Origin of the sequence: Idiomarina sp. ST10R2A5 (assembly GCF_051842325.1) — a bacterium.
Classification (GTDB): domain Bacteria; phylum Pseudomonadota; class Gammaproteobacteria; order Enterobacterales; family Alteromonadaceae; genus Idiomarina; species Idiomarina abyssalis.
In genome coordinates, this window is sequence record NZ_JBNIEX010000003.1 from 166,569 (window position 1) to 187,152 (window position 20,584).

General features: G+C 46.6%; 19 protein-coding genes. 12 read left to right on the forward strand and 7 right to left on the reverse strand.

Annotated features, from left to right (window positions below; translation table 11 throughout):
* Positions 1-3 precede the first annotated feature (3 nt).
* Entirely contained in the window at positions 4-2,430 is a 2,427-nt protein-coding gene (locus ACP7FG_RS05305) for a bacteriohemerythrin (protein ID WP_439225758.1), read from the reverse strand.
* 118 nt (positions 2,431-2,548) lie between these two features.
* Positions 2,549-3,259: a purine-nucleoside phosphorylase gene (deoD, locus tag ACP7FG_RS05310; RefSeq protein WP_416511669.1), complete on the reverse strand. Its 711-nt coding sequence runs from the start codon at positions 3,257-3,259 to the stop codon at positions 2,549-2,551.
* 97 nt (positions 3,260-3,356) lie between these two features.
* On the opposite strand from deoD, the gene ACP7FG_RS05315 reads away from it, so the two are divergent.
* From ACP7FG_RS05315 to ACP7FG_RS05335, 5 genes are read left to right on the forward strand one after another with little or no spacing between them, the layout of a single operon-like run.
* Positions 3,357-5,873, forward strand: a complete 2,517-nt coding sequence (locus ACP7FG_RS05315; protein ID WP_439225759.1) for an efflux RND transporter permease subunit — start codon at positions 3,357-3,359, stop codon at positions 5,871-5,873.
* Positions 5,870-6,670: an outer membrane lipoprotein-sorting protein gene (locus ACP7FG_RS05320; RefSeq protein WP_439225760.1), complete on the forward strand. Its 801-nt coding sequence runs from the start codon at positions 5,870-5,872 to the stop codon at positions 6,668-6,670. The genes ACP7FG_RS05315 and ACP7FG_RS05320 overlap by 4 nt, the downstream gene beginning before the upstream one ends.
* Before the next feature lie 2 nt (positions 6,671-6,672).
* Positions 6,673-7,878 (forward strand): hypothetical protein, encoded by a 1,206-nt coding sequence (locus ACP7FG_RS05325; RefSeq protein ID WP_439225761.1) that lies wholly within the window; start codon positions 6,673-6,675, stop codon positions 7,876-7,878.
* Positions 7,879-7,900: 22 nt separating this feature from the next.
* Positions 7,901-8,119, forward strand: coding sequence for a YgaP family membrane protein (locus tag ACP7FG_RS05330; RefSeq protein ID WP_054488707.1), 219 nt, complete (start codon positions 7,901-7,903; stop codon positions 8,117-8,119).
* A gap of 7 nt (positions 8,120-8,126) precedes the next feature.
* Positions 8,127-8,438, forward strand: coding sequence for an ArsR/SmtB family transcription factor (locus ACP7FG_RS05335; protein ID WP_054488709.1), 312 nt, complete (start codon positions 8,127-8,129; stop codon positions 8,436-8,438).
* 37 nt (positions 8,439-8,475) lie between these two features.
* On the opposite strand, the gene ACP7FG_RS05340 is transcribed toward ACP7FG_RS05335, so the two are convergent.
* Positions 8,476-9,174: an OmpW/AlkL family protein gene (locus ACP7FG_RS05340; protein ID WP_224797665.1), complete on the reverse strand. Its 699-nt coding sequence runs from the start codon at positions 9,172-9,174 to the stop codon at positions 8,476-8,478.
* A 73-nt stretch (positions 9,175-9,247) separates the two neighbouring features.
* On the reverse strand, positions 9,248-9,964 hold the full coding sequence (locus tag ACP7FG_RS05345; RefSeq protein WP_054488713.1) for a YebC/PmpR family DNA-binding transcriptional regulator: 717 nt from the start codon (positions 9,962-9,964) through the stop codon (positions 9,248-9,250).
* Between the two features lie 202 nt (positions 9,965-10,166).
* Between ACP7FG_RS05345 and ACP7FG_RS05350 the strand changes: the two genes are divergently transcribed.
* Positions 10,167-11,177 carry an isopenicillin N synthase family dioxygenase gene (locus tag ACP7FG_RS05350; RefSeq protein ID WP_222236200.1) on the forward strand — a complete coding sequence of 337 codons (1,011 nt, stop codon included), beginning with the start codon at positions 10,167-10,169 and terminating at the stop codon, positions 11,175-11,177.
* Positions 11,178-11,200: 23 nt separating this feature from the next.
* Here ACP7FG_RS05350 and ACP7FG_RS05355 read toward each other — a convergent pair whose 3' ends face one another.
* Complete coding sequence (locus ACP7FG_RS05355) at positions 11,201-11,674, reverse strand: type II secretion system protein (RefSeq protein WP_222236199.1); 474 nt, start codon at positions 11,672-11,674, stop codon at positions 11,201-11,203.
* Positions 11,675-11,747: 73 nt separating this feature from the next.
* Entirely contained in the window at positions 11,748-14,282 is a 2,535-nt protein-coding gene (locus tag ACP7FG_RS05360; RefSeq protein ID WP_439225762.1) for a S8 family serine peptidase, read from the reverse strand.
* A 311-nt stretch (positions 14,283-14,593) separates the two neighbouring features.
* Between ACP7FG_RS05360 and ACP7FG_RS05365 the strand changes: the two genes are divergently transcribed.
* Genes ACP7FG_RS05365 through ACP7FG_RS05385 form a run of 5 tightly spaced genes read left to right on the forward strand, consistent with a single transcriptional unit; the run spans position 14,594 to position 18,127 of the window.
* A complete protein-coding gene (locus ACP7FG_RS05365) occupies positions 14,594-15,004 on the forward strand; it encodes a curlin subunit CsgB (RefSeq protein WP_054488721.1) in 411 nt (136 codons plus the stop codon).
* Positions 15,005-15,027: 23 nt separating this feature from the next.
* On the forward strand, positions 15,028-16,515 hold the full coding sequence (locus ACP7FG_RS05370; protein ID WP_439225763.1) for a hypothetical protein: 1,488 nt from the start codon (positions 15,028-15,030) through the stop codon (positions 16,513-16,515).
* Positions 16,516-16,574: 59 nt separating this feature from the next.
* Positions 16,575-16,952 (forward strand): curli production assembly/transport protein CsgE, encoded by a 378-nt coding sequence (locus ACP7FG_RS05375; protein WP_439225765.1) that lies wholly within the window; start codon positions 16,575-16,577, stop codon positions 16,950-16,952.
* A 13-nt stretch (positions 16,953-16,965) separates the two neighbouring features.
* On the forward strand, positions 16,966-17,355 hold the full coding sequence (locus ACP7FG_RS05380; RefSeq protein ID WP_054488727.1) for a curli assembly protein CsgF: 390 nt from the start codon (positions 16,966-16,968) through the stop codon (positions 17,353-17,355).
* A 10-nt stretch (positions 17,356-17,365) separates the two neighbouring features.
* Positions 17,366-18,127, forward strand: a complete 762-nt coding sequence (locus ACP7FG_RS05385) for a CsgG/HfaB family protein (RefSeq protein WP_054488729.1) — start codon at positions 17,366-17,368, stop codon at positions 18,125-18,127.
* Between the two features lie 20 nt (positions 18,128-18,147).
* On the opposite strand, the gene ACP7FG_RS05390 is transcribed toward ACP7FG_RS05385, so the two are convergent.
* A complete protein-coding gene (locus ACP7FG_RS05390) occupies positions 18,148-18,795 on the reverse strand; it encodes a response regulator transcription factor (protein ID WP_054488731.1) in 648 nt (215 codons plus the stop codon).
* Between the two features lie 350 nt (positions 18,796-19,145).
* Between ACP7FG_RS05390 and sufB the strand changes: the two genes are divergently transcribed.
* A complete protein-coding gene (gene sufB, locus ACP7FG_RS05395) occupies positions 19,146-20,582 on the forward strand; it encodes a Fe-S cluster assembly protein SufB (protein WP_054488734.1) in 1,437 nt (478 codons plus the stop codon).
* Positions 20,583-20,584: the final 2 nt, after the last annotated feature.

Below are 20,584 nucleotides of genomic sequence, written 5' to 3' on the forward strand. Positions count from 1 at the left end.
TATTTAGCGGATACCTTTACTGTTAAGGTGTCCTTTGTAAGCCATATCACTCTTCATAATGTGATTCATTAACCAGGCTTTTACGAAGTCCAGTAGTTCATCAATCACGTCTTCGTGGTTATCAACCCGGTGTTTGAAGCGCATTACGTCCTGCACTAAGTCGCGGTGTTTAAGCTTATGATTTTCTAAGTCCGGGTAGCCATTACGCTCCATTAACAACTCTTCGTAGTTAAAGTGCGTTGCCGTGTAGTTAATTAGCGAGTCCACCAAGCGCTGCAATGCATGCTGGTCGCCATCGCGAAGCTTCAAGCGGTAAAGCTCATTAGCAATGTAAATTAAGCGCTGGTGCTGACGGTTAATTTCTTCAATGCCTACATCCAGTTTCGACGACCATTCAATGAGTACGTCCTGCTCCGCAAGACGCTGCTCTATCACGTCTTTCTCAATGTAATAGCGGTCGCCAAGAGATTTTATCTCGCCGCCTAAGGTGGTTAATTGCGCCGAGCTCTCTAATGCCTCCTGCGACCGCGCATCCACAATTCGGGCACTTTCTGACAGCGAATTAATATTCTCCTGAATGTTCATAGTAACCGCCGACTGCTCTTCGGCTGCGGACGCTATCTGAATATTCAGGTCATTAATAACACCGACGTTTTCAACAATGTCAGTCAGCGAGTTTGACGCTTTATTTGCCTGCTCAACATTCTCGCCAGCCAGAGTCTTGTTGCGCTCCATAGAATGAACCGCGTTGCTGGTGTTGGTTTCAAGCCGGCCAATCACATTTTGTATTTCACCCGTTGATGCCTGCACGCGCTGCGCCAGTTGCCTGACTTCGTCCGCCACCACAGCGAAGCCGCGACCCGACTCGCCCGCCCGGGCGGCTTCAATTGCCGCATTCAGCGCCAGCAAATTAGTCTGATCGGCAATATCATTAATGGTCAGTAGTATTTTAGAGATAGCCTGGCTGTCTTCCGACAGGGTTTTTATCACTTGTTGAGACTCAGATACTTCCTGCTCAAGCTTTTGAATAGCCACGACCATGGTATTAACAACCTGCTGACCGTTTTGCGCTGACACTAAGGTGTTGTCAGCTTCAGTAGCCGCCTTTTGCGTTGACTCAGATACCTCACTAATTGCGGCTGTCATTTGTTCCACCGCCGCGGCTGCACTTTGCATTTGCGTCGCCTGAGCTTTAGCGCGCTCGGCAAGTTCTTTTATGGCCTGATAGTTTCCATCACCCAGGCTGTCCATACCGTCACTCGATTTTCGGATGGCATCGACTGAATAGCTGGTTTCTATGGCGACAGAGTTTAAGTAATGAGTTATTTTCGACAGTTCATCTTTGCCCTCTGTTGTGCCTAAGCTGTTTAGATCGCCATTAGCTAACTGTTTTGCCATACGAATGTTGGCTGACACAGCGCGATAAATGCCTAAGTACAGGCTGGTAAAAAGCAATAGCTGCAATAGCAGCACACCCAACATTAAGGCAATATTGGTCCAGACTACGGTGTCTAGCTTTGCAGCCCGCTGTTCTAATCTGGACTGATACGCTGGAATAACACTGTCATAAAAACCAAACAAGGCGCCAATTGCCGCAGTGCCTTCACGGAAAAAGTCCCCGGCTGACATTTGTCTCTTCAGCAGCCTACGCGATGCCGTCTCACTAAATAGTGTTAATTGTTGCTCGGCCGCTTCCGCCTGTTTCAGCAACCCAATTTCATTGGTTTCATCGGATAGATTCTTAACCGCCTCAACAAAGTTCGAAACCTGGTTTTCCAGTACGTAGGTTATTGTGGTGATATCTTGCTGCAGCTCTTTGCTTTCCTGGCCGTTTAACCACTGCGCTCCGAGCCCCCTTAAGCGCCCGCTCTGCTCAACTAACTGCGGCAGTTCTTCAACCGCAAGACGTGCCAGCAGAAGGCTGGCCAGCTCGTTCTCCAACAGCTGTTGCGAGCCGGCACTAAGTTTTGCTAAAAGGTTTTGGAGATCTTTCAATAGCTGAGTGTGCTGCTTAAACTGGCCGGTAGAACCGTTAAGACTTTGCCATTGACGCCGAAGTTGGGACAACGCCCGTGTGGAGAAAAACGCCTGCTGGCTTTGTAACGCCTCAAGCTTATCGAAGTGACTATTAATGGCTTGCACAGAGCGGTTTATTTCTCCGGAAAACTCACGCTTTTGCGCATCGCTCTCGGTCATTCCCCGGTGCTTAGCAACATGCTCCAGTAACCCTCTGAACTCAGGCCAGTACTGGGCTGCCATTTGTTTGTCTGCCACTTGCTGACTCTTATTTAAGGAGTCAGTTACCATCAGTGAACTGAGTACAATAACCGGAATAAACAATAAAAAGCCGATTAAACTGAATTTTCGTCGAAAGCTTAATAAATTAAACAACTTCTGGACAGGGCGAGTTAACCAATCGAGCCACTTCATAACCACTCCACTACAGGCAAAATCTGCAACCACAAACGGGCTATTTTGCCTATTCATCGGCATTAGTCACATGAAATATAGGGTTATTACTTATTAGGTAGCTTTTACTTGATCAGGATCAATAAACCAGCAAGCTCTCCAGAGTCATCTCTGTCATTTCACTAAAAGCCGTCTGCCTTTCATTCGCCGATAAACCATTACCCGTTCTTATTTCATCGGAGACTGTCATAACGGCTAACGCCTGTTTCTTGTGTATAGCGGCAATGGCGTACAATGCAGCAGCTTCCATATCTAACGCCAGCACATTCATAGCCTCCAGTCGGCATTCCAGCTTTTTGTCAGGGTGATAAAAGCTGTCGGTTGAAAAGACATTCCCCACCGCCACCGGCTGATTTTTTTTCTGACAATAGCCGACAAATTCACTCAACAACTTATAATCTGCAATGGGAGCAAAGTCGTAACCACCGAACAGCTGCCGGTTCATCGCCGAGTCGGTACAAGCTCCCTGAGCTACCACTAAGTCTCGTAAATTAAGTTCTGGCGATACCGCACCGCAACTGCCCACCCGAACCAGCCGCTCTACTCCGAAGTGCTGAAATAACTCCTGCGCATAAAGCGTGCAGGACGGCATACCCATGCCAGACCCCATAACGGAAACCGGCGTGCCACGAAATTGACCGGTGAATGCCAGCATATTTCGAGTGTCACTTATGAGTTCAGCGTTATCTAAATGCGTTTCAGCAATATGTTTTGCCCGCAAAGGGTCACCTGGAAACAAGCAAAGCTCTGCAAAATCGCCGGCCTTAGCCGAAATATGGGGAGTGGTCATAGGGTTCGCCCTGTTATTTTTTAATCAAGATAGATGACAAATCAGAAATTATCGACTATATTTCGTATTTATCTAAATTAGTAAATTCGGAATTTATATGATCGATGTCATTATGAAATTGGCGACAGGTTACCGCAGAAGTGTCTTTTGGTTGTTGACGCTGATCACTATTGCCGTTGCTGCCTTCATCCCCTCTATTACCATTGATACCGATCCGGAGAATATGCTGCCGGACGATAACCCGCAGCGTGTTTTCCATAATGAGGTCAAAGAAACTTTTGCTATGCATGACATGATTGTCGTTGGCGTAGTGAATGAGAACACCGTCTACAACCAAAAGACTTTAACCGACCTGCATACCATGTCGAATTACGCGGAGTCACTGAACGGAGTTATCAGTGACGATCTAATGTCACTTGCTAACGTCGACAATATTACTCAAAAAGAGCCCGGCACCATTCGTTTTGAATGGATGATGAAGCAACCTCCGGAAAATGACGCTGAAGCTCGCTACATTCAACAGCAGGTTGAAGACCTTCCACTGCTTTATAACACCATTGTCTCGGGCGATAACAAAGCCGCCGCTATTTATGTGCCTATTGAAAGTAAAGACGAGAGCTATGCGCTGGCGGAGCAACTGCGTGACAAAATCAATACCTTAGAGAGCAACGACGACTGGCATATTACCGGTTTGCCGGTGGCTGAAGACCAGTTTGGGTATGAAATGTTTGTGCAAATGGGTATCTCGGCGCCATTAGCTGCCGCTGTTATTTTCGCGCTGCTTTGGTTCTTCTTCCGCAATATGCGCTTTATAAGTGCTGCCATGATAGTCGCTATGTCGACCGTGCTGATTACCATGGGTGCTCTTATTGCTTTGGGCTTCACTGTACACATTATGTCATCAATGATAGCCATTTTCCTGATGCCCATTGCCGTGGTCGACTCAGTGCATATTATGTCGGAGTTTTCGGACCGATACCGTGAAAAAAGTAACGCAAAAGACACGATTAAGAACGTCCTTGGGCACTTATTCAGACCAATGTTGTTCACATCTGTCACCTCAGCGATTGGTTTTTATTCATTAATGCTGACACCTATTCCACCGGTGCAGGTATTTGGTGCTTTTGTTGGTTCCGGTATTTTACTGGCCTTCTTAATTACCGTGATTTTCGTGCCGGCCTATATTTGTGCGTTGAAGCCATCAACGTTAGAAGGCTTTGCTAAAGCCACTCATGAAGAACACAAGGATGGCTGGCTTCAAAAGCTGGGCGCTGTCGCTGCTCGCCACGCTAAACTATGGATAGCCTTTTTCCTGGCAGTTTTGGCTTTTGCCTGGTTCGGTATTCAGCAAATTAACATTAACGACAACCCGGTGCGTTGGTTTAAACCTGACCACGAGGTTCGTATTGCTGACGAAGTATTAAACGACCACTTTGCCGGGACGTACAACGCGTATGTAGTATTTGAAAATACCCTAGATGCGACCGAAAAAGCTCGTTCAGCGGTTCGTGACGCCCTGAATAACAACGCGCTGTCTGAAGAATCGCGGGATGCTTTAAATGCTCTGCTTAAACAACAGCAAGTGAACTTTAACCAGTGGATTATCGCAATTGATGATCTGCTCTTCAGCGTCGGTTCTGACCAATTAGAGCCGTTAGAGCACCTAATGACTGAGCTCGAACAGCTGAATAGCGCCAGCAAAGCGTTCCAGAGTCCGGAATTACTGGCTTACATGAGCAAGCTGCAAGCGTACTTGCAAACGACAGGCTTGGTGGGCAAGTCAAACAGTCTGTCCGACGTGGTTAAGACGGTGAACCGTGAATTACGCTCGGGCGAAGAAGAAGACTACGAGCTGCCAGACAATGCCAACGGCGTTGCGCAAACCCTGTTGCAGTATCAGTCGTCGCACCGTCCGCAGGACCTCTGGCACTTTGTGACGCCGGACTACAAACGCAGCTTAATGTGGTTTCAGTTAACCAGCGGTGACAACCAGCACGTAACCCAGGTCGTCAACACTGTTGACAGCTACATTGAAGACAACCCACTGCCTGCTAACATTGAAATGGACTGGGCCGGTAAAGCTTATCTTAACGTAGTGTGGCAGGAAGCCATGGTCGAAGGCATGCTGGACAGCTTAATCAGCGCCTTTGTGGTGGTGTTCATTATGATGGTGCTACTGTTCCGCTCGATAGTCTTCGGGGTACTGGCGATGTTACCACTGAGTCTGACCATTGCCTTTATTTATGGCCTTATCGGCTGGGTCGGTAAGGACTACGATATGCCCATTGCCGTGCTGTCATCGCTGACGCTTGGGCTGTCAGTGGACTTTGCCATTCACTTTATTGAACGTACGCGCGCTACCTTCAAACAAACCGGTAACTGGAAATGCACTTTAGCGGTTATGTTTGACGAACCTGCACGTGCCATTTCCCGCAATGCCATTGTCATTGCCATTGGTTTTACGCCACTGCTGTTCGCACCATTAGTCCCGTACATCACGGTGGGTGTGTTCTTAGCCAGCATTATGGCGATATCGGCCATAGTGACACTTATTATGCTCCCGGCGGTGATGACTGCATTTAGCCGCCTTATATTCCGTGGAGGTCAATCATGAAAACCCTATTTTTAACCGCTTTATCCGCCGCCGTTTTATTTATTAGCGGCCAGGCCATTGGTGCTGAGAAAAGCGCGCGTGAAATTGTCGAGCAAGCTGAATTAAACGCCTATTATTCCGGCGATGATGGGCGCAGTGCAGCGCGGATGATTATTACCGATAATCAGGGTCGCCAACAAATGCGGCAGTTCACCATTTTGCGTAAAGACCAACAAGATGGTGGCGTACAAGACATGATGATATTTTTCTCACGCCCTGCTGACGTGCGCGACACGGTGTTCCGTGTGGTCAAACAAGTCAACGACGAAGATGACCGCTGGTTGTATTTACCTAATCTCGATTTGGTGAAACGCATATCTGCCGGCGATAAGCGCACCTCTTTTGTGGGTTCGCACTTTTTCTATGAAGACGTTTCCGGCCGTAATACTGAGCTGGATAGTTACGAACTGATTTCTGAAAACAAAGACAGTTACGTGTTAAAAGGCACAGCTAAAGACCCTGGCAACGTTGAGTTCAGCTACTACGAAGTAGTTATTGATAAAGAACACATGCTGCCGGTTGAAAGCACCTTCTATAACGACAGCGGCGAAGCCTACCGAAAAATGGAAGTACTGAAAATCGAAACGGTTCAAGGCTACCCAACCGTGACTCATTCACGCATGTCGGACTTAACCAATGGCGGACAAACAGAAATGCAGTTTCGCTTTATGAAGTACAACATCGGTTTGCCGGACAGCATTTTCAGCGAGCGTAGCTTACGTAACCCACCTGCAGAATGGTTACAACTGAGAGACTAACTATGTCATACCGGAAATTTTTAACGTTTACCGTTCTTTTCACTTTGGCTCAAGCCGCATCGGCACAGGACTCCTGGGACGATGAGCAATGGGACTCTGGTTGGGGAACGGAACAAGATCAGGGAATTAATGTCTATGGTTTCGTTGAGGCGGCAATAGGCGGACGGCTCGAACCCTCCCCCTATCACAAGCGTTTGTCTATTGCCGAGCCTCGACTACAGCTTGGTTTCGACGAGCGTTGGCAGGACATTACCTGGACCGCGAAAGCCGACGGCTGGTACGACGGTTTCGATGAAACCTGGCATGGCCAAATTCGCGAACTGAATGCCCAGTTCACGGTTTTCGATAATACCGATATAAAAGTTGGCCGTCAGGTACTCACCTGGGGCACCGGCGACTATTTATTCCTTAACGACCTGTTCCCGAAAGACTGGCAGTCCTTCTTTGTTGGGCGTGACCAGGAATACTTAAAAGCGCCTTCTGACGCGCTTAGGGTGACCAGCTATTTTGATTGGTTTAACGTTGATTTTGTCTGGACGCCGGAGTTTGATCACGATAACTACGTTCGTGGTGAGCGAATTTCCTATTTTAACCCACTCACAGGGCAATTAACCGGTGACGACCCCGCTATTCAGTTTATAGAACCTACGCGCGACGAGTTCGCAATGCGTCTGTTTCGTAACTACGATGGTGTGGAATACGCTGTCTATGGTTACGACGGCTTCACCAAAAGCCCCGAAGCCGTTACTGAAAACTTTCAGCCCACCTTCGGCCGCTTAACCGTGGTTGGTGCGTCCGTTCGAATGCCTCTTGGGCCGGGACTGATGAATACCGAAGTCGCCAATTATAACCGTCATAATGCAGATGATCACTGGCGCGCACTGGTTGGCTATGAACAAGAGCTGTGGACACGATTTACCGGCGGCTTTCAGGCCTACATTGAGAAAGGCGACACTCAAACACGCACCGTATTCACCACCCGCTTAACCTGGCGCGATGAACGCGATGACCTGAACCTGTCGCTGTTTGCTTTTGTGTCGCCGAATCAAAGCGACGGCTACTTGCGCCCCACATTTGACTACCGCATTGACGACAATTGGTCTTTCAGCGGTGGTTTTAACCTGTTTTTCCGCGAACGTCCGAATACCTTTTTCGGACAGTTTACTGAAAACAAAAATGCTTACCTGCGAGTCAGGTACGCGTTTTAATATCAAGTAAAGGAGTTTTATAATGAGCGTCGAAAGAGCTTTAACTGCATTTGCCGGCTTTATGATATTGTTATCCGTAGCCTTAACTTATTGGGTTCATCCCAATTGGGTATGGCTAACCGTATTTGTTGGCGCCAACCTATTTCAACAGTCTTTCACTGGCTTTTGTCCGGCAAGCATTTTTATGAAAAAAGCTTTAGGATTAAAAACTGAGCGAGAGTTAGAAAAAGCAGGAAAATAAAGACACCATGAGTGCAACTGAATCACAAGAGATGCTTCAGGAAGAAGCGCAGAACGCCGCAAACTTTCTGCGCTCTTTAGGCAACCCTCACCGCTTACAAATTTTATGCCGGTTGGCATTAGGAGAACAAAGTGTGGGTGAGTTGCACCAGCATTTTGATTTAAGTGCATCCGCTTTTTCACAGCACCTGGCGGTGCTTCGGGAGCAAAAGCTGGTCACCATTCGAAAAGAATCTCAAACCGTCTACTACTCAATAAAAGACCCGGACACCGAAGCTTTTATGAAGCTATTAAAAGACAAGTTTTGCCCTTCGCTTTAAAAAAGGCGCCGCCCTGTAGGTGGGCGACGCAAAGGCTCTAGAAGGAATAACGAATACCGGCCATAGCAACATAAGGGTCAATATCAACGTCAACGCTTTGAATGGTTGTATCGTTAACTCGCACGTCACCCGTTGTATCAATGTCCATGCGACTGACCATAAAATGCAGGCCCCAGTCTTTAGTCAGTTCCACATTGACACCAGCCTGCAAGGCATAGCCCCAGCTGTTTTTAAGCGCCAGTGAAACGGAATCGTCAGCAGTCACAACGCCAAGATCACCTAAAGTTGAACGCAGCTGAGGGTCTATCTGCTCGTCGAAAAACGCCGTGTAGTTAACACCGACACCAACGAAAGGTTTGAACATGTCGTTGTTCAGGTCAAAGTGATACTGCGCCAGCAAGGTGGGCGGTAAATGTTTTGTTTTACCTACTTTCAGTCCGGCTAGTGCGCCTGTTGCAGTAATATCGTGGCTAAAAGGTGTTGCTGCAACCAGCTCTACCGTCCAGTTGTTTGTTAATGCGTAATCAAAAGTTAAACCCAATTGCGTATTGGTGTTAACGCCGACACCGGTCGAGTTCTCTGGCAGACCCGCTACGGTTTCAACAACATTAAGGTTACTGCTACTGTCATCCGGCATGACGGAGATAGCACCAACATTAATTGAAAAATCATTTGCTAAAGCAGAAGTGCTTAACAACCCTAACAATACACCACAAGACAATGCTTTAAGCTTCATGGGTAACTCCTTGTTAATGAATACCCATAAAGCTTATAAGGTTTATTGCTTAACTGAATTGATCTGCATCAATTTATTGTTCTGCGTTATGGTAAATGTTTTGAACATCATCCAGGTCGTTGAGCATATCCATTAAACGCTCAAACATTGGCTGGTCATCTTCACTGATACTGGTGGTTACCTGTGGCAGGAACTGAATTTCATCAGCCTCAAAATCAACCTCTGGGAAAGCGCCGGTTAAGGCCTGACGAGCAGCAGCATATTCTGTATGAGGTGCAAATACTGTAACCAGCCCTTCCTCATACTCAACATCGGTAACGTCAACGTCAGCTTCCATTAAGGCTTCAAGTACTTCATCTTCACTGTCGTGCTTAAAAGCAAAAATTGCACAATGATCAAAGGAGTGAGCAACACTGCCCTGAGCACCGATTTTTGACTTACTTTTGGTAAAACAGTTACGCACATCGCCAAAGGTTCGGTTCGGGTTATCGGTCAGGCAATCAACTATGACCATGCAGTTTCCCGGGCCATAACCTTCATAGCGTGCAGGAGAAAAATCTTCGCCAGCGCCGCCCTGAGCCTTATCAATAGCTTTTTCAATAACATGCGCAGGTACCTGGTCTTTCTTTGCCCGGTCTATCAGACCTCGTAGTGCCAGATTACCGTCCGGATCGGTACCGCCTTGCTTCGCACAAACATAAATTTCACGGCCGTAGCGGCTGTAAACTTTGCTTTTTGCATTGGCGGTTTTAGCCATAGACTCTTTTCGGTTTTGATAGGCGCGACCCATTCTGAATATCTCACTGGTTAATTAAAGACCCAAAGATTTTACACAGGCAGCAGGTACTGGTCGAGCAATACCAGGAATAAGTAGCGGCATCCGTTCATATTGTTGATATAGCCAACCCGTCTACCATAGAACTTTTTGATTCTTCAGTTGCCGCTATCAGTCAGCGTAAACTCAGCCGCAGAAATAACCAGTTGAGTCCGTTATGCAAAACCCAGTACCCGTTTTATCTATGCGAAAACTTTACTCTAGTGCCTCTCATCGCCAGGAGTTTATTGCTGAGATCGGTAAGGCAGCACGCGAGGTTGGCTTCTTCTACCTGGAAGATCACGGTATTTCACTGACAGAGCAAGTAAAGGTACTGGATACTGCTAAATCATTTTTCGCGCTTAGTAATACCGCGAAGAAAGAGATTCAGATGATTCACTCACCCCATTTCCGCGGATATTCTGCAAACTATTCCGAGTTGACCGCTGGTCGTCGCGACCGCCGGGAGCAGTTCGATATTATGGATGAGCTGACGGCTTTTTCAGATGCAGACATTCATCATGAATGGCAGAAGCTGATTGGCCCTAACCAATGGCCAAAACAATTGCCGGAAATGAAACCCCAGCTTCTCAGCTGGCAGGACAAACTCACCGAAGTGTCGCTGCAATTGTTAGAAGCGCTCTGCGAAAGCCTGGAGCAACCTTCTGATGCCCTTTCAGAGACGGTTCGCAAAGGGCCCTATCGCCACACTAAGCTCATAAAGTACCCGGGAACTTCAGAAGGTTCCGAGCAAGGGGTGGGCGCACATAAAGACCCCGGCTACCTGACATTAGTCATGCAGGACGAAAACAGCGGGCTGGAAGTGGAATTTGAGCAACAGTGGTATAAAGTCGCCCCCCGTCCCGGAGCCTTTGTCGTCAATATTGGTGAGCTACTGGAGCTGGCATCTAACGGCTATTTAAAAGCGACCAACCACCGTGTGACCAGTCCTAAAAAAGGAGTGACCCGATACTCTTCTGCTTTTTTCATGGCCGCACAGCTTGATGCGTCAGTGCCCGTGCTAAATCTGCCACCTCATTTAGCTAAACAAGCAAAAGGGCCAACCAGCGACCCGAATAATCCATTACTAAATAATGTGGGCGAGAATGTAATGAAAGGCAGAAAGCGTTCGCACCCTGATGTCTCGATGCGTTTTTACCCACAACCTTTAGAGTGCACTTCCTGCTAATCAGTTTTGTGAACCATTTTCACTTAACAATTATCGGCATAAACCCGAATTTGAGGTTCGCTGACAGAGGTGGCGGCTGAATAGGTCACATAACACTGCATGAGATCATCCTCAGTCGCTGCTATTCCGACAACATTACCTATCCCAACTTCGGAAACAGCCCAGTCACTCAATTCAACGACCTGGTTAAGAACACTTTCTTTCGCCGCAGGGTAACCATAGAAAATTAGTGTGCCTCCGTCCGGGCAACTGACGCTTGTCTCATCAAACTTACCGCCAAGACAGGCAGAGTCTGCACTTTCCAGACCTTGAACTGCGGCTTTGCTGTAGGTGATATCGAGAGCAGCTTTCAACGAAGCCTCAAGCCCTTTAAGGCGACTTTTTTCTGCGTCACTAGAAAAGTTAATGAACTGTGGAAGTGCAGTAACGGCCAGAACGCCGAGCACAACAATAACAGTAATAAGTTCGACCAGCGTAAATCCTTTACTACGTCGCATGCGAAACATCCAAAAATAAAATAGGGGCCACGAGAGCCCCTATTGTAATACAGATTAAATTGTTAATTCAATGTTATTGAAAACTAACTGTTACTGAATCACAAGCTTCTGTACCCGCTTCACACAGTTTGTAGACAACATCGCTACCATCCGAGTCAAAGCGGTCACGTACTCGGCCTGAGTTTGATAATGTTTCAACAAACTCACCGTTACGATACAAGTCGACGTCGCCCGCAGCGCCTGACCAACGCAGGTCAACCAAAGCGGTTCCGCTACGCAGTAAGCGTGAACGATAAACGTCTAGCTCGATATCGGTAAGGCTTAGCGTCACAGACTGCGTCACAGTATCTGATAGCTCAGTTGCATCAGTCACTGTTAAAGTAACATCGTAGGTTCCTTCTTGAGAGTACGCATACACAGGGTTTGCTTCTGTCGAAGTGCTACCGTCACCAAACTCCCAGAAATAACTCTCAATGTCACCATCGCTGTCTGTTGATGTATTCGTAAAGCTTACCGTTAAGTCAGCCGCGTCTGCTTCAAAACCTGCAACAGGAGCATCTGGTAAGCCATCGTCTTCTTCAACAGCGGTTAGAGTTAAGGACCAATGGTTCAATACACCGGTATCTGCACCAGCGTTGTCTGATACATTCAGCGTCCAGTCACCGGTCATATCTTCACCGTTAAAGCTATCCAGCGACCAGCTCTGAACCAAATCATCTTCGCTGCCGCCAGTACGGTCATGCAGTACATGCTCTGTACCTTCAGGCGATGTTAAAGTAACGATTAAATCACCACGCCATGTATGAGTAATATCAACACTGACATCAGCACCGAAGACCACGCCTGTATCAGGCACGTTGATCACTCGAGTAATACCGTTGCTGTCGTCATCCGGGATATCAACACCGGCAGCATCATCGTAATAAAACTCAGATAAGCCCTGTGGCAAGACATAAACGCTTGCGCTAACATCTCGGGTCATTTCACCAGTTTCTACATCGGTACCATTAACCGTTATAGCGTATTCGCCCCAAGCTGTGTCTTCAGTTGTTGCTACTTGAACATCAACTGATTCGCCATTTTGTGCCTGGTTAGAAGACAAAGAGACATCAAGCTGAGGTTCAGAAGAAACCGTTAAATCAACAGCCCCTGACCAGTCAGCAATACTGCCCACATCCAGAGTTAATGTAGCGTTATCACCAGCAACAATTTCCTGAGATACCGGAGAGAGTGTTAGGCGATAAGCTGGATCAGGATCCGCAGCTTCGAGAGCACTCAATGCATTTAAACGGTTACCAGACACTGTTTTACCGGCTAAAGCTGGGTTGCTTTCCCCAGAGTCCATCAGAATTTGCTTAACTTCAGCAACCGTCAAATGCGGAGCAATAGACCACACTAAGCCTGCAACACCAGCTACGTGAGGGCTTGCCATTGAGGTACCAGAGGCTGTTGCGTAACCACCATTTAGATAAGTTGACAGAATTTCAGTACCTGGTGCACCTAAGTCAACAGACACAGCACCATAAGTTGAAGAGGCAGCCATTGCATCAGTACGCGTGGTATTTGCGACGTTAACAATACCGTCTAAGTCGTAACCACCCGGGTAACTTGCAGTAACGTCCGAATCGATACCATCGTTACCGGCCGCAGAAACAAACATAATGCCTTCATCAATACTGTCACTGATAGCAGTTCGTAGTGATTCAGAGTATGCGCCGCCACCCCAGGAGTTGTTCGTCGCAACTAAGTTAACGCCATGATTCACCTTCAGGTTAGTCATGTAGTCAATACATTCTATAGCCGCAGCTGTACTACCTGAACCTGATGCATCCAGGAACTGACAACCAACAATTTCAACGTCCCAGTTAACGCCCGTTACACCTTCGCCATTGTTTGAACTAGCGCCGATAGTACCAGCAACATGCGTACCATGACCGTTTTCATCCATTGGATCGCCGTTTGAATTAACTGCAGAGTAACCGTAGCAGTCATCAACAACGCCGTTACCGTCATCGTCCTGACCGTTGTCACAAACTTCACCTGGGTTAACCCACATGTTTCCGGCTAAATCCGGGTGCGTATAGTCAACACCAGAGTCAATAACACCAATGACTATGGTCGAATCACCCGTTGTGATATCCCACGCTGGACGCGCATCGATATCGACACCCGGCGTACCGCCGCTTTGCCCGGTATTTTCCAAAGCCCACATGTCGCCAAAAGCTGGGTCGTCCGGCGTCGCCAGGATGTTGAAATTCGAGCTCTTCGTATCGTTAATTGAAATGATGTAGTTCGGTTCAGCTACATCAACTAAAGGGTGGTTTGAGAGCCGCTTAATTAATGCATCACGCTGCTTAGCATTACGTACGTTTACTTTTGCAATACGTCCATCAGCAATGTTCCGCATTGCCATGTCCCGACCGCGGTTATCAAGTGCACGCAAAGTACCACCTGCATTACTTATCAGGTCCAGGCGCTGCTCTTTCGTTGCCGAGGCTTTAAAAACCACCAACAGAGAGTCGTCGTCCGCTTGTTTACTATTGGCAGCAGCTGTTCCTGCAGCAAGTGCCATAGATACGCCAACGACCAATTTTTTCAAATTCGTCATGCTTCCTTCCTCATTATTGTTGTAGGAATATCATTTACCTGTGCGAACTGCTTTTTCAGCACTAAAAAAGAAGTAGCATATTTTTCACACTGATTTACGCCAAAAGTTAAATATTTAATGTTCTTTACGATAAATACGAAAAAGGGACTAGGACATTCAGGTTGCTCCCGAGAAAATTAACGACTAACACTTTGTTAAATAATAACTTTCCCGTTCAAATACCATCTAAAAAATACACCATTCATACGATTGTCGCGCACATTTGAACCTCTATTCTTGTTAGCGGAATTATTAACAAAAGGTGTTCCGCTTTGACTTTCATTAAACAACTTTTAGTAGCAACAGCTGTCATCCTCATCTCTTTTTCAGGAAAGGCTGACGAGTTATCTGTTGCATTAGCAGGGTTACTGGAGCGGCAGTCCCTTGCAAACCATGCCGAAATTGCTCAACTAGGCTCATATAACCTCACTTCAGTAGCGCAGGCAGGAGAGCAAAATTACGCATACCTCGTTCAGTTCGGGTTGGAAAACACTCTGACTATCGAGCAGCAAGGGTTCAATAATTCTGTCACTGCAGAGCAGTCTGGACGCAGTAATTCAGCGACCATTCTTCAAGTTGGGCAAAGCAATGTCATTCAGCTTCAACAACTTGGTGATGGAAACTCTATAACCATTCAGCAGACAGGCGCTGCCGCTGAAATGTCCATCACGCAGTTCAAATAAGAACAATCAATGGAGAACAAAACATGTCTAATACAATTCTTAAAAAAAGTGCAGTAGCTTTAGCCTTAGGTCTGGCATTCTCAGGTTATGCTGCTGCAGAAACACACATTGCGGTTGTTAACCAGGATTCATCAGAAGCCGTTGAATTCGGCAACAACATGTACATCGAGCAAAGCGGTGTCTTTAGCTGGGCTTACGCTGACCAGTACGGAGAAGGTAACGATACGTCACTTCTTCAGTTTGACGACTGGCAGGAAGCTTATACTTATGTGACCGGCGACTTTAACTTTGTTGAGGGTGAGCAGTCTGGTTTCTGGAATATCTTCGACTCAGAAGCGACCGGTAATGACAACATGTTAACGAGTCTTCAAGAAGGCGACATGAATTCATCTGAAGTCTTCCTGACGGGCAATGGTAACTCTGCTTACGTTGAGCAAGCAGGTGCTGGAAACACTGCCTCTATCGATTTGACTGGAGACTACAACGCTGCCGATATTTCACAGTTCGGTGACTCTAACTGGGCTAGCTTCCAAATTGAAGGTAGTGACAACCAGTTTTCAGCCTATCAGTCAGGTTCACTTAATGAAGCCGGTTACTTTAATGCAACGGGTGATGCCAACGTATTTATTGCTGATCAAGAAGGCGATGGCAACGTAGGTGGTGTAGTCGGCGCTAATGGCGACATGAACGAGGTTTACGTTCAGCAGTTTGGTTCAGCGAACATCTTCATTGCAGAGAACCTGGCGGGTGACGAAAACCTGGTAGACGTATATCAGGACGGCGCTAGCAATGAATTCTTGATTCAGCCAATCCAAGGTGATTTAAACGAAATCGCTGTTCAGCAAGAAGGTAATACAAACGTAGTAGAAGCCGCAACTGGCATGGTAGGTAACTACAACACAGTTGATGCGCACCAAAACGGTGATAACAACTACGCAGTTTTCGCAACCGAAGGTGATGACCACATTATTTCAATGAGTCAACGTGGTGACGACAACATCGCTGTTGCGGAGTCTTATGGCGCATACAACGACATCCACATCCAAAGCCGTGGTGACAATAACTTCAACGGTGTTGCTTTAATTGGTGCAGACAACGAAGCATCTAGCCGCCAATACGGAGATGCTAACACTGCTGAAATCGTTATTGCAGGTGACGACAACGAAGTTGACTCACGCCAGGACGGAGACAGCAATACCTTGTTGGCGTACTCATACGACGCAGGCACAACCTCAGGCAACGACCTTCAGTCAGAGCAAACTGGCGACATTAACCTTATCGATACCATTATCGGTGGTAATGACAACCTTATCGCTTTCGTTCAGGAAGGTAACAACAACATTATTGCTGGCGACGAAGGGTCATTTATTGTCGGAGGTAATGGTGGCAGCGTTGACATTCAGCAGGTTGGTGACAACAACGTTGTGACTGGTGGTCAATTTAGCGATACCAACACCATGAGTGTTTATCAGCAAGGCGACTATAACGTAGCAACAGTAGTTCAATACTAATTCAGTATTAGCTCAATAATATAAAGCGGCTGCTTTTAGTAGCCGCTTTTTAGGCGCTTATGTTAAAGAAACTCATTTTTGCTCTCATTTTAATGACTCCTTTTAGCCAGGCGGATGAAATAGAGCTTGGAGGAATGGTCCTGGACAGAACGATATCTCGTTTTGGCAAAGACTTTTTCTTTTACTACACCAGCTACTGGCGAGATATACCATCGACTAATGGAATTACAGTCGTCGTTAACGAGCGAGTGTACCCACAAGCAGGCACTTACCTGTGGGTGGAAATGGAACAACAAAAAGTCTTCGAAACCTATTTTGGCCGTCGCCAAAATGACGTAAAGAAGCTGGCTGAACAGGCCATCCTTATAAGCATTAACCAGGTCGCCCGTATAAAAGCAGACTCAGTTTTTGATTCGCCAGAAAATAATCAATTCTAAAAAGGCGTTAACTATGAAAAAAAGACTATCAATTATCAGTTTAGCTTTGGCTTTATCATCCCCATTGGTTGCTGCGACAGAAATTGTCTATCAACCAATTAACCCCAGCTTTGGCGGAAACCCAATGAATGGCAGCTTTCTGTTACAAAAAGCTCAGAGCCAAAACGCACATACAGCTCCTGATGAAGGACGCTCATTCGTCGATCGCTTCAGAGATGCACTTGAAAGAAACATTATCAACTCGCTTACTCGCCGAATAGCGGACGGTGAGATCGTTGAAGGCCTTTATGACACTGGTGAGTACACAGTGGAAGTCATTGGCCAGCCTGACGGCAGCGTGCTCGTTTATATCACGCATAACGAAACCGGTGAGCAAACCGTTATAACAATGCCTTCGATTTAAGAGAGTTACCATGAATATTCGTACTATCATTTTATTGGTCTTGTCAGTCGCAATGTCCGGTTGCGCTATGATGCCCAAGCCGACAAGCCTGAATATCCAACCAGCTGAAATTGATGCGCCCAGCTCAATGATGCTGACCTTAAAAGAAAGCCCTTTACCTAAAAATCGCATTCCCGTCTCGGTTTATGCTTTTCGGGACCAAACCGGGCAATACAAACCACAAGCTAATGTCTCAAGTTTTTCCACTGCCGTGACTCAGGGTGCTACGTCGATACTGACTCAGATGTTACTTGAGTCTGGCTGGTTCTTACCCATGGAAAGAGAAAACTTACAGAACCTGCTTACTGAGCGCAAAATTCATAACTCAAGCAAGAGTTCTGACTTACCTCCGTTACGAGAGGCTCGATTACTGCTGGAAGGCGGCATTATTAGCTACGACACAAATGTCAGTACCGGTGGTATTGGAGCCGAATATTTTGGTATCGGAGCATCGGAGTTATACCGGGAAGATCAGGTATCCGTTTATATACGTGCTGTCGATGTATACACAGGGCAGGTTCTTCTCTCTGTTTCGGCAAACAAAAAAGTCTTTTCACAAGAGCTAAGAGCAGGCCTGTTTCGTTACGTTTCCTTAAATCGTCTGGCTGAATTTGAAGGTGGCTATTCGACGAACGAACCGGTTCAGCTTTCTGTTAAGCAAGCAATGGAAAAGGCATTATTTGAATTAATTGAAAAGGGACAAGAGAGAGGCTTTTGGCGAGCGGATAGCTAATCGCTGATTCTCTATTTTATTTAACCGGACGTTGCGTAATTCGACCACTTTAAAAGCTCAACCCGATTGCGCGCTCCGGTTTTTCTAAAAATTGAAGACAAGTGTGTTTTTACCGTGTGAGCACTTATATTTAACTGTTCTGCAATTTCTTTATTACGTGCGCCAGTTGCCACCAGCTCAATAATCTTCAATTCTTGAGGAGTCAGAGAGTTTACTTGTGACGCAGTAGTAAAAGAGTCGTCATCGGCCTGGCGCCGCAACATCATTTCTTCAATTTTACCGGAAAGCAGTGAACGCGGGTAATACAACTCACCCTGACCTATCACTTTGATAGCAGTGAGCACGCGATCTAAATGATCGTTTTCATAAATAATACCACGCGCACCCAGGTTTAGCGCCTGGTTCGGACGTACCTCATCTTTTCTGGCGTTAACTAAAAACAAGGGATAAGTTCTGGTTAGAGCTGCAATTTCATTGGTGGTATGAGACCTCGAAAGCTGCTCTGAACCTAACGAGTAAGCTACCATCGTATTTTCCAGCGGCGAACTTTCAACCAGTTCAGAGAAGGTACGATGGACAACCGATATTTCTAAAGATTCAGCAAGCAACCCCAAGTTCTGTGTACGCTTTTGATGTTCAATTAAAGCTAACTGAGTAAAACGCGCCATAACATCCCTTAAAGTTAAAACACATATTCGTTACTTCGTTTATGATTTGAATTACATTTTTCTAACGAACTATGTGACCCTTTATAATATACGATTATTTTTTATGCTGAAAGTTTATGCACCTTAGAACATGTTACAAAATGTAACAAGCGCTCTATTTCCAATAAAACATAATGACGGACATAAAGGTAAGATAACCTCACTCACGGTAGGCGAAATAAGCGACAAAAGGGCTGCAATCCCGTATAATGTGGGTCAACAGATAAAGTTGAGTGTTTTAGTCAGGTATTTTATACTATTGGCCAGTAACGGGCGAAATTCCCATCCGCAGCTTTTAGAGTGGGTAAATCATGAGTGAACAGATTGATCAGGCGCTTGCACGTAAATACGATGCAGGCTTCGTTTCAGAAATAGAGTCAGAAACTTTTCCAATTGGCTTGGATGAAGACGTCATTGCCCGTCTATCCGCCATTAAGGGCGAGCCGGAATGGATGCTGGAATGGCGGCTAAAGGCTTATCGCACCTGGTTAAAAATGGAAGAGCCGGACTGGGCACACGTCGATTATCCCAAAGTGGATTACCAGTCTATTTCATACTACTCAGCGCCTAAAAGCATGAAAGATAAACCTAAGTCGTTAGACGAGGTTGATCCTGAATTGCTGCGCACCTATGAAAAACTCGGTATTCCTCTGCACGAGCAGGAGATGCTGGCCGGTGTAGCCGTCGATGCGGTCTTCGACTCGGTTTCCGTCGTCACTACGTTCCGGGAGAAACTGGAAGAGGCTGGCGTGATCTTCTGCCCTATCTCTGAAGCTCTTCACAAGTACCCTGACTTAGTTAAAAAGTATTTAGGTACCGTAGTTCCCCGTGGCGACAATTTCTTCGCTGCGCTTAACAGTGCCGTATTCACTGACGGGTCGTTTGTTTATATTCCAAAAGGCGTTCGCTGCCCTATGGAACTATCAACCTACTTCCGCATAAACGAACAGAATACCGGTCAGTTCGAGCGTACCTTAATTGTTGCCGAAGAAGGCAGCCATGTCAGTTATCTGGAAGGTTGTACCGCACCTCAGCGCGATGAAAACCAATTACACGCAGCCGTGGTTGAGCTGGTTGCACTGGATGACGCAGAGATCAAATACTCTACGGTGCAAAACTGGTATCCGGGTGATGAAAACGGCAAAGGCGGTATCTATAACTTTGTCACTAAACGCGGCCTGTGCGAGAAAAACGCAAAAATATCCTGGACTCAGGTAGAAACTGGCTCAGCCGTTACCTGGAAGTACCCAAGCTGTATTCTCAAAGGTGATAACAGCGTCGGTGAATTCTACTCAGTTGCGTTAACCCGCGGCAGACAACAAGCCGATACCGGCACCAAAATGATTCACTTAGGTAAAAACACCAAGTCGACCATCATTTCCAAAGGTATTTCCGCCGGTCGCAGTAACAACGCTTATCGTGGTCTGGTGCGTATGGGACCGGGTGCTGAAGGCGCGCGTAACTTTACTGAATGTGACTCGCTACTCATTGGCGATCAGTGCGGCGCACACACATTCCCATATATAGAAAGCAGCAATCCAACGGCGATTGTTGAGCACGAAGCCACCACCTCTAAGGTGAGTGACGATCAATTATTCTTATGTCGGCAACGAGGCCTGGACCCTGAAAAAGCAGTCTCAATGATTGTAAATGGCTTCTGTAAAGAAGTATTCCGCGAGCTACCAATGGAGTTCGCAGTTGAAGCCGGTAAGTTGCTTGAAATCAGTCTTGAAGGTTCAGTGGGGTAAAA

What these genes read in the sequence shown, in the direction of transcription:
- ACP7FG_RS05305 (WP_439225758.1), bottom strand. Translation starts at nt 2,430, where the DNA reads ATGAAGTGGCTCGATTGGTTAACTCGCCCTGTCCAGAAGTTGTTTAAT.
- sufB (WP_054488734.1), top strand. Translation starts at nt 19,146, where the DNA reads ATGAGTGAACAGATTGATCAGGCGCTTGCACGTAAATACGATGCAGGC.
- ACP7FG_RS05330 (WP_054488707.1), top strand. Translation starts at nt 7,901, where the DNA reads ATGAGCGTCGAAAGAGCTTTAACTGCATTTGCCGGCTTTATGATATTG.
- ACP7FG_RS05375 (WP_439225765.1), top strand. Translation starts at nt 16,575, where the DNA reads ATGTTAAAGAAACTCATTTTTGCTCTCATTTTAATGACTCCTTTTAGC.
- ACP7FG_RS05350 (WP_222236200.1), top strand. Translation starts at nt 10,167, where the DNA reads ATGCAAAACCCAGTACCCGTTTTATCTATGCGAAAACTTTACTCTAGT.
- deoD (WP_416511669.1), bottom strand. Translation starts at nt 3,259, where the DNA reads ATGACCACTCCCCATATTTCGGCTAAGGCCGGCGATTTTGCAGAGCTT.
- ACP7FG_RS05385 (WP_054488729.1), top strand. Translation starts at nt 17,366, where the DNA reads ATGAATATTCGTACTATCATTTTATTGGTCTTGTCAGTCGCAATGTCC.
- ACP7FG_RS05380 (WP_054488727.1), top strand. Translation starts at nt 16,966, where the DNA reads ATGAAAAAAAGACTATCAATTATCAGTTTAGCTTTGGCTTTATCATCC.
- ACP7FG_RS05335 (WP_054488709.1), top strand. Translation starts at nt 8,127, where the DNA reads ATGAGTGCAACTGAATCACAAGAGATGCTTCAGGAAGAAGCGCAGAAC.
- ACP7FG_RS05390 (WP_054488731.1), bottom strand. Translation starts at nt 18,795, where the DNA reads ATGGCGCGTTTTACTCAGTTAGCTTTAATTGAACATCAAAAGCGTACA.
- ACP7FG_RS05340 (WP_224797665.1), bottom strand. Translation starts at nt 9,174, where the DNA reads ATGAAGCTTAAAGCATTGTCTTGTGGTGTATTGTTAGGGTTGTTAAGC.
- ACP7FG_RS05315 (WP_439225759.1), top strand. Translation starts at nt 3,357, where the DNA reads ATGATCGATGTCATTATGAAATTGGCGACAGGTTACCGCAGAAGTGTC.
- ACP7FG_RS05325 (WP_439225761.1), top strand. Translation starts at nt 6,673, where the DNA reads ATGTCATACCGGAAATTTTTAACGTTTACCGTTCTTTTCACTTTGGCT.
- ACP7FG_RS05320 (WP_439225760.1), top strand. Translation starts at nt 5,870, where the DNA reads ATGAAAACCCTATTTTTAACCGCTTTATCCGCCGCCGTTTTATTTATT.
- ACP7FG_RS05360 (WP_439225762.1), bottom strand. Translation starts at nt 14,282, where the DNA reads ATGACGAATTTGAAAAAATTGGTCGTTGGCGTATCTATGGCACTTGCT.
- ACP7FG_RS05345 (WP_054488713.1), bottom strand. Translation starts at nt 9,964, where the DNA reads ATGGGTCGCGCCTATCAAAACCGAAAAGAGTCTATGGCTAAAACCGCC.
- ACP7FG_RS05370 (WP_439225763.1), top strand. Translation starts at nt 15,028, where the DNA reads ATGTCTAATACAATTCTTAAAAAAAGTGCAGTAGCTTTAGCCTTAGGT.
- ACP7FG_RS05355 (WP_222236199.1), bottom strand. Translation starts at nt 11,674, where the DNA reads ATGCGACGTAGTAAAGGATTTACGCTGGTCGAACTTATTACTGTTATT.